The organism is Rhodococcus sp. P4_B6, assembly GCF_056402215.1.
Genome location: NZ_JBFUHV010000084.1, coordinates 1 through 17168 on the forward strand (window position 1 = coordinate 1; position 17168 = coordinate 17168).

Genomic DNA, 17168 nt, shown 5'->3' on the forward strand with positions numbered 1-17168 from the left:
GCTCACCACCGCGGCGACCTCCTCGGGCTTGCCCTGCCGCTGTGCATCAGCAGTTCGCGGACGTCGTGTTCGCGGCAGCCGGGCGGTTCGACGACGCCGACGCGGCTCCGGCCGGTTCGCCGGAGGCCGAAGTCGCGTGCGGCGTCGGCTATTCGCTGGCGATGAACAACCTCAAGGTCACGGCGTCGACCCTGGCCGTCGACCTCGTCGGCAGGGCCCTGCTGATCTGTGGGATCGCCGGCTACCGAGAAGACACGGAGTACTCGCTCGGCCGGCACCTGCGTGATGCGCACGGTGCGGCCGTGATGGTCAACAACGATCGAATCATGGCCAACTCGGCGCAGATGGCCACCGCATACCGGGGGACGATATGAGCACGGATATCGCAGTGGAGCAGGAAGAGACGAGCGAACTCGAGCGCGCCCGCCGCGCGTTCCGGGCGGAACTGCTGGGAGCCGGGCTCCTGGTGGACACGTCCGTCGCCGGCCTCTACGGACGGTCGGGGTTGTTCGAGGACATCGTCGACGGCATCGACGCGGTCGTCCGGGCAGCGGGCCCGGGCGCGTCCGCGGCCCGATTCCGGTTTCCGCCGGTGTTCCCGCGCACCAGTTTCGAGCGTACCGACTACATCGCGTCGTTCCCGAATCTGACCGGTGCCGTCAACACGTTCACCGGCACCAACGCCGAGCACGCACAACTGCTCGCGGCGCGGGCCGAGGGCGAGAGCTGGGACAGGTGGCTCGAGCCGACCGACACCATGCTGGTGTCGGCGGCCTGCCATCCCGCGTACCCGATGTTCACGGGAGTGCTGCCGGACGGGGGAGCACTGCTCGACGTGTACGGCTACTGCTTCCGGCACGAGCCCGCGTTCGATCCCGCCCGCATGCAGGCGTTCCGGATGCACGAGTTCGTGCGGATCGGCACCGCGGACCAGGCTGCGGACCACCGCGACTCGTGGATCGAGCGCGGGCTGGAGGTGCTGTCCGACCTGTGGCTGGACGCGTCACCGGTGATCGCCAACGACCCGTTCTTCGGCAGGGCCGGACGCATGCTGGCCGCCAACCAGCGCGACGAGAACCTCAAGACCGAGCTGACGGTGCGCCTGTACGGCGATCTCGACGACGGGACCGCCGTCGTGTCGTGCAACTGCCATCAGGACCATTTCGGTGTCACGTTCGACATCGCGACCGCGGGCGGCGATGTCGCGCATAGTGCGTGTGTGGGGTTCGGGATGGAACGCATCGCGCTCGCGATGCTGCGGACCCACGGCATGGACCCGTCGCGCTGGCCGAGCGCAGTGAAATCCCGGATGTCGCTGTGACGTCCCGGCTGATCGACATCTCGCCGGACGGCTACGAACCGCACCCCATCCACGCGGACGAACGGACCTGGACCGAGACCAACTGCTACCTCGACCTGTGGGTGGAGGTACTCCACTCGCTCGGGCTCGATCCGGTGCCCGCCGCCGCGTGCGCATTCGGCGCCCGGTTCGACGGATCGCAGTGGACGTTCCTGAAGTTCAAGCCCGAGGATCTGTTCGCCCTGTACGGGATCGACGTGGGGGAGATGAACGTCTGGCGCGGTGTCCTCGACCATGTGGAGGACAATCTCGCAGTCGGGATGTTGTCGACCGTCGAGGTGGATGCGCACTGGCTCCCGGACACGGCAGGCACCGGCTACCGCGAGAGCCACACCAAGACCACGATCGTCGCGAACTTCGTCGACCGCGAGTCCGGTGTGCTCGAGTACTTCCATAACAGTGGGTATCACCGGCTGACCGGGGACGACTTTCGCGGGCTGTTCGGACTCGACCTCGCCGGATCGGCGACGTTCACGCCGTACGTCGAGCAGGTCCGGTTCGACGGGGAGGCGGAATACCGACCGGGCCGCTTCGACGCGGTGCTGCGGCATCATCTCGCGACGCGACCGGACGGAAATCCGGTGCGCGCTCTCGGTGAGCGGGTGGTCGCCGACGTGCCCTGGATCCGCGGCGCGGGCATCGACACGTTTCACCTGTGGACGTTCGGGGTGTTGCGGCAGTGCGGTGCCACCGCGGAACTCGCTGCCGACGTCTGCGAGTACCTCGAGCGCAACGGGTTCGCGGGGGCCGCGGCGTTCGCTCCGGGCTTCCGGGAGGTGGCGCAGGGCGCGAAGAGTGTGCAGTTCCAGATGGCGCGCGCCGCTCGCGGACGCAGCGTCGACCCGTCAGCACAACTCGACGGCATGGCCGAGGCGTGGGAACGATCGGTGGACGGCGTGGCGCGCGTGGTCGGACGCGCGTAGTGGATCTACTCGACGGCGCCCGGTGGCGTTGCGTGGCAACGGAACCGGGTTCGGTCACCGATCCGTCGGGATTGGCTTGTGTGCCGGGTCCGTGGTATCCCGCGCAGGTTCCGGGAACCGCGGCCGGCGCGATCCGGGCGGCCGACGGCGTCGCGGCGGCGCGCGCGGTGCAGACCGATGCGGTGGACTGGTGGTTCGTCACCGACGTGTCCGGCGGCGGCCCCGGTCCGTGGCGGCTCGAGTTCGACGGCCTGGCCTCGCTCGCGGAGGTGTGGGCCGGCGACGACCTCGTCCTGTCCTCGGAGTCGATGTTCGTGCCGGCCTCGGTCGACGTGGACTCTCGCCCCGGCACGGTCACGCTGGCGATCCGATTCCCGTCGCTCGACGCGGCGCTGCGCAGCCGGCGGCCCCGCGGACGCTGGCGGTCGTCGCTGGTGAGTGCGCAGGGGCTGCGCTGGATGCGCACGAGCCTGCTCGGTCGCGCTCCGGTCTTCGGCGGCGTGCCCGCCCCGGTCGGGCCGTGGCGGCCCGTGCGACTGCACGACCGCACGGCGCCGGTGCTGTCGGACCGTCACGTGGTCACCACGGTGCAGGACGGGACGGGCGTGCTGGAACTTGCCGTGCGTGTGCACGGCTCGGCCTGCCCGCCGCCCGTCGTCCGGCTCGGCGACGTCTCCGCGGAGGCGACCGTCGTCGAAACCGGCTCCGGCGTGCAGGACGTGCGCGCCCACCTGCGCATCCCCGACGTCCGGTTGTGGTGGCCCCACACCCACGGCGTCCCGGTGACGTATCCGCTGAGCATCACCCTCGGCGAGCACGTCGTCGACCTGGGCGCCGTCGGATTCCGCACCGTGAGCGTGGCGCGCGGCGACGGCGGGTTCCGGCTGGCGGTCAACGGCGTCGACGTGTACTGCCGCGGCGCCGTCTGGACCCCGGTCGATCCGATCGGGCTGGGCGGCCGGGATCAGACGCGGGAGACCCTCGAGCGGGTGGTCGAGGCCGGGCTCAACATGGTCCGGGTGCCGGGCACGATGCTGTACGAGGACGCCGCATTCTGGGACGACTGTGCCGAACTCGGCGTTCTGGTATGGCAGGACGCCATGCTGTCGACGTTCGACCCGCCCGACGACCAGCCGTTCCTGGAACTGCTGACCGCGGAGGTCGAGGCGGTGCTGCGGCCGCTGTCCGGGAACCCCGCGCTCGCCGTGTTCAGCGGCGGCAGCGAAACCGAACAGCAACCCACGATGCTCGGGCTCCCCGCGGCGCACATCCCGGCGGTACACGACGTGATCCCGGCGGTGGTCGCGCGGACCGCGCCGGGGGTGGCGGCGGTGTCGTCGTCGCCGTCCCCGCCGCCGGGAGGCGACGCGCTCGCGACCCACGTCGGAACGGGTGTCGCGCACTACTTCGGCGTCGGCGGTTATCGGCTTCCGCCGTCCGACGTCCGCCAGGCCGGGGTGCGGTTCGCCGCCGAATGCCTCGCGTTCTCGATCCCGCCGTCGGATGCGACGATCGAGACCGAGTTCGGCAGCCTCGCCGCTGCGGGCCACCATCCGCGGTGGAAGGCCGCCGTGCCCCGGGACAACGGGGCGTCCTCGGACTTCGAGGACGTCCGTGATCATTACGTGCGGACACTGTTCGGTGAGGAGCCGTCGACGGTCCGCTGGTGCGATCCCGAGCGGTACCTGGCCCTCGGTCGCGCCGCCGTCTGCGAGGCCTTCGCGGCGGCCCTCGGATACTGGCGTCGGCCCGACTCGGGATGCGACGGCGCTCTGGTGCTCGCGCTCCGCGACCTCGAACCCGGCGCCGGGTGGGGACTGCTCGACTCCGACGGCCGGCCGAAGGCTCCGTGGTTCGTGATGCGGCGGCTGTCCCGGCCGGTGGCGGTGCTCCTCGGCGAGGACGGGATGGACGGACTGCGCATCGACGCGGTCAACGACTCGGCCCGCGCGATCGTGGGGGAGTTGCGGGTGCAGGTACATACCCGCACGGGTTCGCGGGCGTTCGACGTCGCCGAACCGGTGACCCTGGCCGCGCACGCGGCCCGCCGGTGGTCGCTCGACGCGCTGCTCGGTCGCTTCACCGACGCGACACACGTCCACCGTTTCGGGGTCCGCGGCTACGAGAGCGTGACTGTCACGCTGTCGGGCGAGGACGGTGTCGTCGCCGAGTCCGTTCACCTCTTCGGTGGCCCGGCTCGTGCCCTCGAACGCACCGTCGGCCTGACGGCGGCGGCGCGGGAAACGGCGCCCGGCGACTGGGTGGTCGACGTCGCCGCCGACGGCGCTGCGCAGTACGTCCACCTCGAACTCGGCGGATTCGAACCCGCCGACTCCTGGTTCCATCTGCCACCCGGCGGCACCCGGATCGTGCCGGTGCGCAGGACCGGGACGGCGGAGTCGGTGACCGGGCAGGTGCGGGCGCTGAACTCGGTGAGCGTCGCCCCGGTGGTGCGGGCCGCCACCTGATCCGGACCCCGGTTCGTCGATGTGCGATATCGACTAGGCTGGCTCAGTCCGCAACTGGCCGCTCGTCCCGGCCCGAGCTGTTCGCCGGCAGTTCGTCATCACTGCTCAGGAGTGCGTCGTTGTCTTCCCCGCTCATCGCTGCCGAGCCCTCGTCCGACACCCCGCTCGCCGGACTGGCGAAGATCGCGCTGGGCGACGCCGTCGTCGCGCAGGTGACCGAGGCCCTCGGGCGGCATCACCTTGACATCGTCGCGCCCGCACCCGCCAGGCCGTTCGTGGCCGCGGCCCTCGCCGAGCGCACCCACCTGCTTCTGGTCACCGCGACCGGTCGCGAGGCCGACGACCTCACCGCCGAACTGCAGGAGATGATCGGCGACGCCGTGGCGCAGTTCCCGTCGTGGGAGACGTTGCCGCACGAACGGCTGTCRCCGAGCGCCGACACGGTCGGTCGCCGGGTGGAGGTGCTCCGCAGGCTCGCGCGGCCCGACGACCGCTCGTACGGGGCGCCGCTCCAGGTCGTCGTCACCACCGTCCGTTCACTGGTGCAGCCCATGGCACCCGGTCTCGGCGAGATCGAACCCGTCACGCTGCGGGTGGGGGTGGAGCACGACTTCGACGGGCTGATCCAGCGGCTCGTCGAAATGGCGTACACGCGCGTCGACATGGTCGGCAAGCGCGGCGAGTTCGCCGTCCGCGGCGGCATCCTGGACCTGTTCTCGCCCACCGCGGATCATCCGGTGCGCGTCGAGTTCTGGGGCGACGAGGTCACCGAGTTGCGCGCGTTCTCCGTCGCCGACCAGAGGTCGCTCGCCGAGCTCGACATCGACGCCGTCATTGCGCCGCCGTGCCGCGAACTGCTCCTCACCGAGGACGTCCGCGACAGGGCCGCGCAGCTCGCGGTCGACAACCAGGCCGACGCCGCGCTCGTCGAGATGCTCGACAAGATGTCGGCAGGCATCCCGGTCGAGGGCATGGAGGCACTGCTGCCCGTGCTGCGGCCGGGGCAGCTGCAATTGCTCACCGACGTGCTGCCCGAGAGCGCGCACGTGCTGCTGTGCGATCCGGAGAAGATCCGGACACGCGCCACCGACCTGGTGCGCACCGGTCAGGAGTTCCTCGAGGCGTCGTGGACGGCGGCCTCGATCGGCGGCGCCGCCCCGCTCGACACGTCGGTGCTGAAGGGTGACGGCATCGACCTGGGCGCCTCCGCCTACCGCTCGCTCAGCCAGGTCCGCGAATCCGCGGAGACCGCCGGTCTGCCGTGGTGGACGCTGAGCCCGCTCGCGTCCGGCAGCGGCGAGGAACTGGAGCTGGCGGTCACCCCTGCACCGCAGGTCCGCGGTTCCGACGAGCTGCTGTCCGAACTGTTCGTGAGCCTGCGCGCCCATGTCAGCACGGGCGGCCGGGCAGTCATCGTGGTCGCAGGCGCCGGTACCGCGCATCGTGTGCTCGAGCGCCTCCGCGAGGCCGAGGTGCCCGCGGCGGAACTCGCACCCGGTTCGGAGCCCGCCCGCGGTCAGGTCGGGGTGTTGCGCGGATCGCTGCACGACGGCCTGGTCTTCCCCGGCGGCGACACCACCCCCGGACTCGTCGTCGTCACGGAGTCCGATCTCACCGGCAACCGGGTGGCCGCGGTCGGCGACGGCAAGCGGCTGCCCGCCAAGCGCCGCAACCAGGTGGACCCGCTCGCCCTGACGGCCGGCGACATGGTGGTGCACGACCAGCACGGCATCGGACGATTCGTCGAGATGGTCGAACGGACTATCGGCGGCGCGCGGCGCGAATACCTCGTGATCGAATACGCCGCCAGCAAGCGCGGCCACCCGGGCGACCGGCTGTTCGTCCCGATGGAGTCCCTCGACCAGCTGTCGCGGTACGTCGGCGGCGAACTGCCCGCACTCAGCAAGCTCGGCGGTTCCGACTGGGCCAACACCAAACGCAAGGCGCGCAAGGCGGTTCGTGAGATCGCCGGTGAACTCGTCCAGCTGTATGCGGCGCGGCAGGCCGCACCCGGTCATGCGTTCGGCCCGGACACCCCGTGGCAGAAGGAGATGGAGGACGCGTTCGCGTTCACCGAGACCCACGACCAGCTGACGGTCATCAGCGAGGTCAAGGCCGACATGGAGAAGGCCGTCCCGATGGACCGCGTCGTCATCGGCGACGTCGGCTACGGCAAGACGGAGATCGCGGTACGGGCGGCGTTCAAGGCCGTGCAGGACGGCAAGCAGGTGGCGGTCCTGGTCCCGACGACGCTGCTCGCTCAGCAGCACCTGCAGACGTTCACCGAGCGGATGGCGGCGTTCCCGGTGACGGTACGCGGGCTCTCCCGGTTCACGGATGCAGGGGACTCCAAGGAGATCATCGCCGGCATGGCCGACGGCGAGATCGACGTCGTCGTCGGCACGCACCGGCTGCTGCAGACCGGGATCCGGTGGAAGGACCTGGGCCTCGTCGTCGTCGACGAGGAACAGCGCTTCGGTGTGGAGCACAAGGAACACATCAAGGCGCTGCGCACCCACGTGGACGTTCTCACCATGTCGGCGACGCCGATCCCGCGAACGCTGGAGATGAGCATGGCGGGCATCCGCGAGATGTCCACGATCCTCACACCGCCGGAGGAGCGGCACCCCATCCTCACGTACGTCGGCGCGTACGCAGACAAGCAGGTGGCCGCCGCCATCCGACGCGAACTGCTCCGCGACGGGCAGGTGTTCTACGTCCACAACCGGGTCAGCTCGATCGACAAGGCCGCCCAGCGGATCCGCGACCTCGTCCCCGAGGCGCGTGTCGTCGTCGCGCACGGGCAGATGAACGAGGACACGCTGGAGCGGACCGTGCAGGGCTTCTGGGAGCGGGACTACGACGTGCTGGTGTGCACCACCATCATCGAGACCGGCCTCGACATCTCCAACGCCAACACGCTCATCGTCGAACGCGCCGATTCGCTGGGCCTGTCGCAGTTGCACCAGTTGCGCGGTCGCGTCGGGCGTAGCCGTGAACGCGGCTACGCGTACTTCCTGTACCCGCCGGAGAAGCCGCTCACCGAGACGGCCTACGACCGCCTGGCGACCATTTCGCAGAACTCCGACCTCGGCGCGGGCATGGCGGTCGCGATGAAGGACCTCGAGATCCGTGGCGCCGGAAACGTGCTGGGCGCCGAGCAGTCCGGTCACGTGGCAGGAGTCGGGTTCGACCTGTACGTGCGGCTGGTGGGGGAGGCGGTCGAGGCCTTCCGGGCGGCGGCCGACGGCAAGCCGATCACGACGGAGGACGCCCCGAAGGAAGTCCGGATCGACCTTCCCGTCGACGCGCACATCCCCCCGGACTACGTCACCAGCGACCGTCTCCGGCTCGAGGGGTACCGAAAGCTCGCGGCCGCCACCGAACTCGACGGCATCACCGCCGTCGTGGACGAACTCGTCGACCGGTACGGCCCCCTCCCCGAGGAGGTTCGCCGACTGGTCTCAGTGGCCAAGCTGCGCCTGCTGGCCCGCGAATACGGCCTCGAGGAGATCGCCGTCGTCGGAACGCAGCTGAAGATCGCGCCGATGGCCCTGCCCGACTCGAAGCAGCTGCGTCTCAAGCGGATCTACCCGAGTGCGCAGTACCGCGCCACCACCGGCATGGTGCAGTTGCCGCTGCCCCGGGCGGGTTCGGGCGGGATCGGCGCCGAGCGGGTGCGCGACGTGGAGTTGCTGCAGTACATCGCGGACTTCGTGCTCGCACTGGACGGCAAGGCCGCCGGGGCCGTGGTGATGGAGGCCTGACCCGATGACGGTGGTCCTGCTCGACCCGTTGCGGCCCACGACGATCCCGATGGAAGCCGTCGGGGTGGTCGGTGGCGGAGTGGCGTTCACCGACGAGGTGCCCGAGTCCGTGCGGACGCTGCTGTCCGCCGCACCCGGCGCCGCTGTCCTGATCAGTACCGATCCCGACCATCCCACCGTGCGCGAGTGGGTCGCGTCGGGGTCCCGGATCATCGCGGCACCGAAGGTCCCGGGCGACAACCTCGTCGAGGCCGCCGAGGTGATGGACCGGTTGTGGAGCTACGGCGGCTGGGAAGTGACGCAGACACACCGGACGTTGTCGCACTACCTCGTCGAGGAGACGTACGAGGTTCTCGACGCGATCGAGTCCGCCGAGCCCGGAGACCTGCGTGAAGAGCTCGGGGATCTGCTGCTGCAGGTCCTGTTCCATTCGCGCATCGCCTCGGCGTCGGGCAATTTCGACGTCGACGACGTGGCCGCGACCCTGGTCGCCAAACTCGTGCACCGCAGCCCCCACCTCGGTGAGGACGTCGTCGGCCCGATCGACATCGCCGAGCAGGAACGGGCCTGGGAGATCCGGAAGGCGGCGGAAAAGGCCCGCAGCTCCTGCCTCGACGGGGTCGCGATGAGTCAGCCCGCGGCATCCCTCGCGGCGAAGGTCATCGCCCGCGCGAGCAAGGCTGGCCTGCCGCCCGAGCTGGTGCCCGCGGAGATCACGGCGGACAGCGCGGCGGTGGTCGCTGCCGAGTCGAGGCTGCAGGCGGCGACGCACGACCTGATCGCCCGTGTCCGCGCGGCCGAGGATGCTGCGCGCGCGGCGGGGAAGACCGAACTCGCCCCCGCGGACTGGCTCGGGTACTGGACGTCCTGATACCGGGGCGATCGGCGTTATCGCTCGGGTTTGCCAAAATGTAACTGAGGGATGAATCACTCCCGTGTCCGTAGTGCACGAAAAACAAACCTGAGGTAGTTTAAAGCGCGCATAGAAGACCAGTTGGTTGCAAATACGCGTTTCGAAGTACTGCGAAGTCCTTCTGCTCGGGTGTTTATGGTCTTCGCGCACTGCACGTGGTGGGTATCCGAGCTCCCGGTCGGGCGAGGGCCGATACCCACAGGGGACCACACATAGTGACGCTTCCGGGCCGAGTCGATTGCYCGACGATGAGAGACGGACACATGAGCCTGTACACGCCTGACCGCCTGGAACCTTCCGACGAGACAGACGCGCACGACATCGACGAGACCGGCGCCGCCGACCGCGCGCCCGGCCGCCCGACGGTCACCGTCGTCGTGCCCGCGATGAACGAAGCCAAGAACCTTCCTCATGTCGCCGCGCGCATGCCGGCAGACATCGACGAAATCGTCTTCGTGGACGGCCATTCAGTCGACGACACCGTCGATGTGGCGCGGAGCCTGTGGCCGGACGCGAAGTTCGTGACGCAGAGTCGCAAGGGCAAGGGCAACGCCCTGGCCTGCGGATTCCGTGTCGCGACGTCCGACATCATCGTGATGATCGACGCCGACGGCTCCACCGACCCGGCAGAGATCCCGTTGTTCGTCGGTGCCCTCGTGGCCGGCGCGGACTTCGCGAAGGGAACCCGCTTCGCAGACGGCGGCGGCAGCTCGGACATCACCTTCGGTCGAAAGCTCGGAAACAAGGCGTTGAACGCCATCGTCAACCTCAAGTTCGGGGCAGCGTTCAGCGACTTGTGCTACGGCTACAACGCATTCTGGCGCCACCACGTCCCGGTGATGGCATTGCCCGCGGTAGAGGCGGCCGAGGCGCAGTGGGGCGACGGGTTCGAGATCGAGACCCTCATCAACGTGCGGGTCGCCAACGCGGGCCTGAAGATCACCGAGGTCCCGAGTTTCGAGCAGGATCGCATCCACGGCGAGAGCAACCTGAACGCGGTGCGGGACGGACTTCGTGTGTTGCGCACCATCAGGAGCGAACAGCGCACGACCGCAACGCACCTGTCCCCGGCGCCCGTCCCGCAGGGCTGAGCGGCCATGACGGTGTCCACGCTCGTGTCCTGCTCCGTCGTCATCTGCGCCTACACCACCGAACGGTGGAGCGACCTGTGCGCCGCGGTCGACTCGGTCCTCGCCCAGAGTGTGCCGGTCCTCGAGGTGCTGCTGGTGATCGATCATTCGGAGGAGTTGTTCTCCCGTGCCGAACGGCACTTCGCAGCGGAACCTCGTGTGACCGTGCTACGCAATTCCGAGTCGAAGGGCCTGTCCGGCGCCCGCAATACCGGCGTCCGCGCGTCGAGGGGCGACATGATCGCGTTCCTCGACGACGATGCCCGCGCCGAGCTCGACTGGTATCGCGTGTCCGCCGCCCACTATTCCGATCCCGAGGTGCTCGGTGTCGGCGGATTCGCCAGCCCGGCGTGGCCGGCCGACCGTCCCGTGTGGATGCCCGCCGAGTTCGACTGGGTGGTCGGCTGCAGCTACGTCGGCCAGCCGACGCGCATCGAACCGGTGCGGAACTTCATCGGCTGCAACATGTCTCTGCGGCGCACGGTCTTCGACACCGTCGACGGGTTCAGTGACGGAATCGGCAGGGTCGGGAAGACGCCGGTCGGGTGCGAGGAGACCGAACTCTGCATCCGGATCCGAACTCACAAGCCCACCGCGCAATTGCTGTTCGACCCCGCGATGAGGGTGGTGCACCGCGTCAGTGACGACCGCACCACGTTCCGCTACTTCCTCTCGCGCTGCTTCCACGAGGGCGTGTCGAAAGCGCTGGTCTCCGATCTCGTCGGGGCCGGCGACGCGCTCAGCAGCGAACGGGCGTACACCGCACGTGTACTCCCACGAGCCGTCGTCTCGGGGATCGCGTCCCCTCGGCACGGCGGACTGTTCCGAGCGGGTGCCGTGGTCGCGGGGTTCACGGTGACCGCAGCCGGATACGTCCGAGGTCTCGTCGGATTGCGATCGAAGCGGGTGACGGCATGACTGGAACACTCGATCGCCGGATCGACCTGGCGCCGGCCCTCGAGAGCGATCACGCGCCGACGTGGGACGGCGCCGTCTGGGTCGGCGAACTACGCGGACCTGTCCGGGAAGACACCGAATACCGGCTGGACCGAGCCGAGGGTTATCGGCGCGCCCGGCTGCTCGTACGAGAAGATCGCACCCTGCTGGGATTCGTCGAGGTGGACATCGAGGACGGCAGGCTCGAGACCGCCGCACTGCGGCACGCACTGGACGGGCTCGTGCCGGTGGCAGTGGCCGACAGCGTCGTCGACACCGAAGCATCCGGCCCGTCCGTCACCGTCGTGGTGTGTACCCGCGACCGGGTCGACAGCCTGAAGGACGCCCTGCAATCGATCCTGTCGCTCGACCATCCCGGCTACGAGGTGATCGTGGTCGACAACGCATCCCGCACGGATGCCACCCAGCGGTATGTCGCCGAACTCGGTGACCCCCGCGTGCGCGTCGTGACCGAGCCCCGGCCCGGACTGTCCCGGGCGCGCAATGCGGGAGTCCGCGCGGCGAACACCGAGATCATCGCGTTCACCGACGACGACGTCGTGGTCGACCCGCACTGGCTCACCGAACTCGTGGCCGGCTTCGGTGCAGGGAACGCGGTCGCATGCGTATGCGGGATCGTCCCGAGCGGTGAGATCCGCACACCCGCGCAGGCGTACTTCGATCAGCGGGTGGGGTGGGCGAGTTCCTGTGTCCCACGGCTGTTCGACCTCGCGCACCCGCCCGCCGACGTGCCGCTCTTCCCCTTCCAGATCGGGATCTACGGCACCGGCGCGAATTTCGCCGTCGACCGGCAGGCCGTGTACGCGCTCGGCGGTTTCGACGAGGCACTCGGGGCGGGAGCCCCCACCGACGGCGGCGAAGACCTCGACATGTTCTTCCGCGTGCTGCACTCCGGGCGGCAACTGGCGTACCGACCCGGGGCGGTCGTGTGGCATCGGCACCGCGAGGACAACGAGGCGCTCGCCGTCCAGGCGCGCGGCTACGGACTCGGACTCGGCGCCTGGCTGGCCAAGATCGCCGTCCATCCACGCACCGCGTGGCTCGCGGTGCGTATCGCGGTGCGGCAGGCGCCCACGTTTCTCCGTCTGTCGCGGAAGATGTCCCACGTCGCCACGCCTCCGGACCGTCTCGCCGGCCACCTTCCCGAGGGGATCGGGGCCACCGAGCTCCGGTCCATCGCACGCGGACCGTTCGCCTATCTGAAGGCCCGCGTCGAGGGCCGGGATCCGGCGCCGATGAGAGGGGTGACTCATGACGGCCCATCCTGATCTCGTAGGCACCGAGCCGCTCGGCGGCCGCGCCGACGGCACCCGGTTCGCCACCTGGTTCGGACCGGACGACGCACCGCTGTTCGCCGTCGTCGATCGTCCTGCCGACGGCCGCTGCCGCGGTGCCGTCGTCCTCTGCCCGCCGATCGGCAAGGAACAGGTCGACTCGTATCGCGGAATGGTGTATCTCGCCCAGCAATTACGCGCTCGAGGGCTGCTGGTGTTGCGGTTCGACTACCGCGGCACCGGCGACTCGTCCGGCGCCCAGGACGATTCCGACGCGGTCGCGGGGTGGCTCGACAGCATCCGGAGAGCGGTCGACTACGTGCGCAGCTCCGGCATCACGGACATCGGGTTGGTCGGCCTCCGGGTCGGCGCCCTGCTCGCCGCACAGGTCGCCGCGGTGTGCGGTCCGGTGCGGGCCGTGGCCTTGTGGGATCCTGTGGTTCGTGGCCGCGCCTACCTGCGCAAGCAGACCGCGCTCCACCAGATGGTGGTCGGTCCCGAGGACACGGACGATCCGCGAGTGACGCTCATCGGTGCGGTGCTCGCACCGGCCGCGGCGTCGGCCCTGTCGGCGATGTCTCTGCGTGCCGCGACCCCGCCGTCGGGCGCGAAGGTCCTGATGGCGGTGCGGGACAGTGAGGTCGATTCCGTCGCGACGCGTGAGGCCGTTGCCGCCTGGAACGCCGAGACCGTCACCGTCCACGACTACGAATCATTCCTCGAGCCGGCGGACTTCGTGGTCCGGCACCCGTTCGGTGACATCGACCGGATCGCGGCATGGATGTCCGCATCCTTCGGCGACCACCACACCGGTGCCGCACTCGATCTCCGCCCCACCGCCGTGGTGGATCGCACCGTCGACGGCAGGCAGGTCATCGAGACACTGGAGTTCGCGGGAGCGACCGAACTCTTCACGATCCGTACGTCCGTCGCGGCCGAACAGGGTGCGACGCACAGCCCTGCGGGACCGACGGTGATCTTCCACGGAACCGCCAACGAGCACCGTGTGGGACCGGTCCGGCTGTGGGCCGAGACCGCGCGCGAGCTGGCGGCCCACGGGATCGTCAGCGTCCGCTTCGATCGTCGCGGCACCGGCGACACCGGTCTGGTGCAGCACGGCGAATGCACCACCATCTACACGGACGAATCCCGGGACGACGCCGTCGACATCATCTCCGTCAGCGGTGCGCCGCCCGGATCGGTTGTGCTCGCCGGGATGTGCTCGGGGGCATGGAATTCGAGCTACGCCGCCATCCGGCACCCCGTCCGGGCAGTGGTCCTGGTCAACATGGCGGACTGGACAATCACCCGGAAGGCATTCGTGAAGCAGTCCACGATGGACGCCGACCGGAGGTCCCTGAAGGGGGCAGCGCTCGCGCTGCTCCACCGGCACGCGGCGACGGCGAAGAAATACCTGCGGGTGTGGTTGCCCTACCGCGGCTGGTTGTGGCTGGGCCGGGCCGGGCTGCTGCAGGTGCCGGAAGTCATGCTCGCTCCGCTCCACGAGCGCGGCGTGCACGCTACCGTCCTCCTCTCACCGGTCGATTACGCGGCGTTCGCCGAGAACCACGGCGAGCGAAGCCTTCGCCGGCTGCGGGGTGCCGGCTGGAACGGACGTCTGGTCACCTACCCGTCCGGTGACCACTCGCTGTACAGCACCGCCCTGCGCGACAGGGTTCTCCGGGACGTCCTCGCCACTGCGCTCGGTGAACTGACCGTGGGCCGTGTCGACGACGCCCGTGACGATTCCCGGTCGGCGTTGGCCGGGTAGTCATGGGATCCCTGACAGCGACGCAGTCGCAACTACGCGCCAGACACCGTGCCGAGCAGCCACCGCGCTCTGCGGGGCGGAATCTGCAGCTCAACTCGATGGCACTCATGCTGTCGAGTGTCGTCACCGGTGTCCTCGGCCTCGCCTTCTGGGGCGCGGCTGCGCGGTTGTTCCCCGCTGATCAGGTGGGCGTGGCGTCCGCTCTCATCTCGACGGCGATCATGCTGTCGACGCTCTCGAATCTCAGCCTCGGCTCGATGTTCGAGCGCTTCCTGCCGGTGGCGGGCCACCGCGCGGGACCGTTGCTGGTCAAGGGTTTCGCCGCCGTGGCCACGCTGGCCTTCGTGTCGGCTGTCGGGCTCATCGTCCTCGGTCCGCGGGACACGCTGTTCGAAAACAACTTGGAAATCGCGATCTATCCGGTGTTCGTCGTCGTCCTCGCGCTCTTCGCGCTGCAGGACCAGACCGTCTCCGGTCTGGGCGTGGCCCGCTGGGCGGCGTCGAAGAACGTCTTCCACGCGCTGGCCAAACTGCTGGCGGTCGTGGTGCTCGCGGCGTCCGGGTCGGCGCTCGCCATCGTCGCGTCCTGGGGGGTCACCGCGGCGGTCGCCGTTGTGGTTCTGCTGACGTCGATGGGGCTGCGCATCCGGTCCGACCCGCGATACCGGCAGGTACCCGCGCTGCCTTCCAACAAGGAACTCGGGGTGTACTTCGGTTCCTCGTACGGCATTTCGGCGCTGGGGGCCATTGCCCCGCTCGTCGTCCCGCTGATCGTTGTCACCCGGGTCGGCACCGCGGCGAACGCCTACTTCGCGGTGACGTGGTCGATCGTCAGCGCCCTCTACATCATGGTGAACCTCATGGTGGGCCCGTTCGTGGCCGAGGCCGCCGCGCATCCGGACAAGATCGTCAGCCTGTCCCGCCGGTTCGTCCGCACCATTGCCGTGATCGCGGTGGTGGGCGGATTCGGGCTGGCCTTCGTCGCGCCGCCCGCGCTCGGAGTCATCGGGGCGGAATACCGTGCGGAAGGAACGCCGCTGCTCCATCTCGCCGCGGTCTTCGTGCCCCTCGCCGTCATCGGCGCCGTCTACGACGGTCTCGCACGGGTGTACCGCCGGCTCACCCTCGCCGTCGTCACCCAGTGCCTGGCCACGGTGGTGATCATCGTCGGCAGCCTGGTCTTCAGCGCGTCGGTCGGCGTCGCGGGGGTGGGCTGGGCGTATCTCGCCGCCGAAACACTGACCGCCGTGATCCTCGCCGGACCGCTCATCTCCTGGCTCCGCCGACTCCAGAACCGCGCCAAGTGGGAGCGGTGGCTGGCGAAGAAGAGCGCCAACCAGAAATCGATGTGGCAGGTGTCCGATGTCGACGGATAGAGCGAGTTCCCGCGACCTGATGCGCAGCGGCAGCCGGATGATCACCGCAATCGGTCCCGTCCGCCTGCCCAGCATCGGCGAGATCCGGGACACGCTGACCGTGCTCGCGCACGCCGGTGGACGTCACACCCCGATCGGGCTCGTCCCGACCACCGAGTCACGCCGGTGGGAGCACCGGCCGCAGGACTTCCTCGGGAACGTCCAGCAACTGGGGCCGTGCACCCGGGAGGACGTGCCTCGGCTGCTGACCGGGCTGGCGCGCGCGGGTGCATCCGTGTACCCGCTGAACGTCGCGGTCGCGGGTGACTTTCTCCTCCTGGACATCTCGCACGGACTCGGTGACGGAAGGCTCGCACTGTCACTCATCCGCGCTGTCGCCGGCGGACGCAGCGGGACGCCGGTCCCCGAATGGGCCCGGACACGCGACAGCGCACTGCCGCTCGCACGCGCCCTGACCCGGGCGTTCGCGTCGTCCCCCGCCCGTGTCGCTCAGCTCCTCGAATCCCGGCCCTCCACCGCACACGATTCCTGTCCCGTCGAGGTCGTACCCTGGGGCAGAGCACCCACTGCGGTCGTCGCGTCCACAGTGTCCGGAACCACCGCGGAACTCCGTCGTTGGCGGGATCGGTATCTGCCCGGGGCGTCGGTGTCGTCATTGCTGTTTGCGGCCGTCGCGCGGGCGGTGCGCAGTCGTGGCTTGAAGATCGAAGACAGGGTCGACGTCCTTTTCGACTGCCGCCGCTACCTCCCGGACGGTGCGACGGTGAACGGAAATTTCGCTGCCGGAGTGCGATTCGCACTGTCCGACCCCGGTGATGCCGCAGAGATGAGTGCGGCGATCGCGCAGGCCACCGGGTCGGGCAGGCCGCTCGCCTCTCTCGCACTCAGCATCGCCAAGTTCCGTAGGCGGGTGCGTGCCGGCACGGCGCACACCGCGGCCACCCACGTCGCGGCGACACCCCGGGCGAGACTCGTGTACTCCGACATGGGCGAGGCGGCGCTGCTGGCCGATCTCGACTGGACCGACGAGCYCGGCCGGCGGATCGTCACCGCGCTGAGCGAACCGGCCGATCCGGCGTCGATCGTCTTCACCTCGGTGCGCCGCGGTCCCGAACTCGACGTGTCGGCGTCCCTGCACGACAACGTGTTCGACCCTGAACTCGTCCGCGACGCACTTGCGGACGCCCTGTGTGATCCACTGTCTCTCCTGTCTCGAAGGATTGTCTAGC

At 69.5% G+C, this 17168-nt stretch carries 12 protein-coding genes; all 12 read left to right on the forward strand.

Annotation, left to right across the window (positions count from 1 at the left end; all coding sequences use genetic code 11):
• A partial coding sequence (locus AC1DWT_RS30525; RefSeq protein WP_477923476.1) for an acyl-CoA dehydrogenase family protein occupies positions 1 to 374 on the forward strand: 374 nt, incomplete at its 5' end.
• Positions 371 to 1321: an amino acid--[acyl-carrier-protein] ligase gene (locus tag AC1DWT_RS30530; RefSeq protein WP_072940941.1), complete on the forward strand. Its 951-nt coding sequence runs from the start codon at positions 371 to 373 to the stop codon at positions 1319 to 1321. The genes AC1DWT_RS30525 and AC1DWT_RS30530, both read left to right, overlap by 4 nt.
• Complete coding sequence (locus AC1DWT_RS30535; RefSeq protein WP_477923479.1) at positions 1318 to 2283, forward strand: DUF1839 family protein; 966 nt, start codon at positions 1318 to 1320, stop codon at positions 2281 to 2283. Before AC1DWT_RS30530 ends, AC1DWT_RS30535 begins: the two co-directional genes overlap by 4 nt.
• A 32-nt stretch (positions 2284 to 2315) precedes the next feature.
• Positions 2316 to 4751, forward strand: a complete 2436-nt coding sequence (locus tag AC1DWT_RS30540; RefSeq protein WP_477923481.1) for a glycosyl hydrolase 2 galactose-binding domain-containing protein — start codon at positions 2316 to 2318, stop codon at positions 4749 to 4751.
• 119 nt (positions 4752 to 4870) lie between these two features.
• Positions 4871 to 8518 (forward strand): transcription-repair coupling factor, encoded by a 3648-nt coding sequence (gene mfd / locus AC1DWT_RS30545; protein WP_378677962.1) that lies wholly within the window; start codon positions 4871 to 4873, stop codon positions 8516 to 8518.
• Positions 8519 to 8522: 4 nt separating this feature from the next.
• The gene (locus tag AC1DWT_RS30550) at positions 8523 to 9389 is read left to right on the forward strand and encodes a nucleoside triphosphate pyrophosphohydrolase (protein WP_072940930.1); all 867 of its coding nucleotides are present in this window, start codon (positions 8523 to 8525) and stop codon (positions 9387 to 9389) included.
• A 305-nt stretch (positions 9390 to 9694) separates the two neighbouring features.
• Positions 9695 to 10522 carry a glycosyltransferase family 2 protein gene (locus AC1DWT_RS30555; RefSeq protein ID WP_072940928.1) on the forward strand — a complete coding sequence of 276 codons (828 nt, stop codon included), beginning with the start codon at positions 9695 to 9697 and terminating at the stop codon, positions 10520 to 10522.
• A 6-nt stretch (positions 10523 to 10528) separates the two neighbouring features.
• On the forward strand, positions 10529 to 11479 hold the full coding sequence (locus tag AC1DWT_RS30560; protein WP_477923485.1) for a glycosyltransferase family 2 protein: 951 nt from the start codon (positions 10529 to 10531) through the stop codon (positions 11477 to 11479).
• Positions 11476 to 12786, forward strand: a complete 1311-nt coding sequence (locus AC1DWT_RS30565; RefSeq protein ID WP_477923487.1) for a glycosyltransferase — start codon at positions 11476 to 11478, stop codon at positions 12784 to 12786. The genes AC1DWT_RS30560 and AC1DWT_RS30565 overlap by 4 nt, the downstream gene beginning before the upstream one ends.
• Entirely contained in the window at positions 12770 to 14563 is a 1794-nt protein-coding gene (locus tag AC1DWT_RS30570) for a serine aminopeptidase domain-containing protein (RefSeq protein ID WP_477923488.1), read from the forward strand. Before AC1DWT_RS30565 ends, AC1DWT_RS30570 begins: the two co-directional genes overlap by 17 nt.
• A 2-nt stretch (positions 14564 to 14565) precedes the next feature.
• Complete coding sequence (locus AC1DWT_RS30575; RefSeq protein ID WP_387486143.1) at positions 14566 to 15939, forward strand: lipopolysaccharide biosynthesis protein; 1374 nt, start codon at positions 14566 to 14568, stop codon at positions 15937 to 15939.
• Positions 15926 to 17167 (forward strand): hypothetical protein, encoded by a 1242-nt coding sequence (locus AC1DWT_RS30580; RefSeq protein WP_477923490.1) that lies wholly within the window; start codon positions 15926 to 15928, stop codon positions 17165 to 17167. Before AC1DWT_RS30575 ends, AC1DWT_RS30580 begins: the two co-directional genes overlap by 14 nt.
• The last annotated feature ends 1 nt before the right edge of the window (position 17168 follow it).

Coding starts and splice junctions, on each gene's coding strand:
- AC1DWT_RS30530 (WP_072940941.1), top strand. CDS start 371: ATGAGCACGGATATCGCAGTGGAGCAGGAAGAGACGAGCGAACTCGAG.
- AC1DWT_RS30550 (WP_072940930.1), top strand. CDS start 8,523: ATGACGGTGGTCCTGCTCGACCCGTTGCGGCCCACGACGATCCCGATG.
- AC1DWT_RS30555 (WP_072940928.1), top strand. CDS start 9,695: ATGAGCCTGTACACGCCTGACCGCCTGGAACCTTCCGACGAGACAGAC.
- AC1DWT_RS30560 (WP_477923485.1), top strand. CDS start 10,529: ATGACGGTGTCCACGCTCGTGTCCTGCTCCGTCGTCATCTGCGCCTAC.
- AC1DWT_RS30565 (WP_477923487.1), top strand. CDS start 11,476: ATGACTGGAACACTCGATCGCCGGATCGACCTGGCGCCGGCCCTCGAG.
- AC1DWT_RS30570 (WP_477923488.1), top strand. CDS start 12,770: ATGACGGCCCATCCTGATCTCGTAGGCACCGAGCCGCTCGGCGGCCGC.
- AC1DWT_RS30575 (WP_387486143.1), top strand. CDS start 14,566: ATGGGATCCCTGACAGCGACGCAGTCGCAACTACGCGCCAGACACCGT.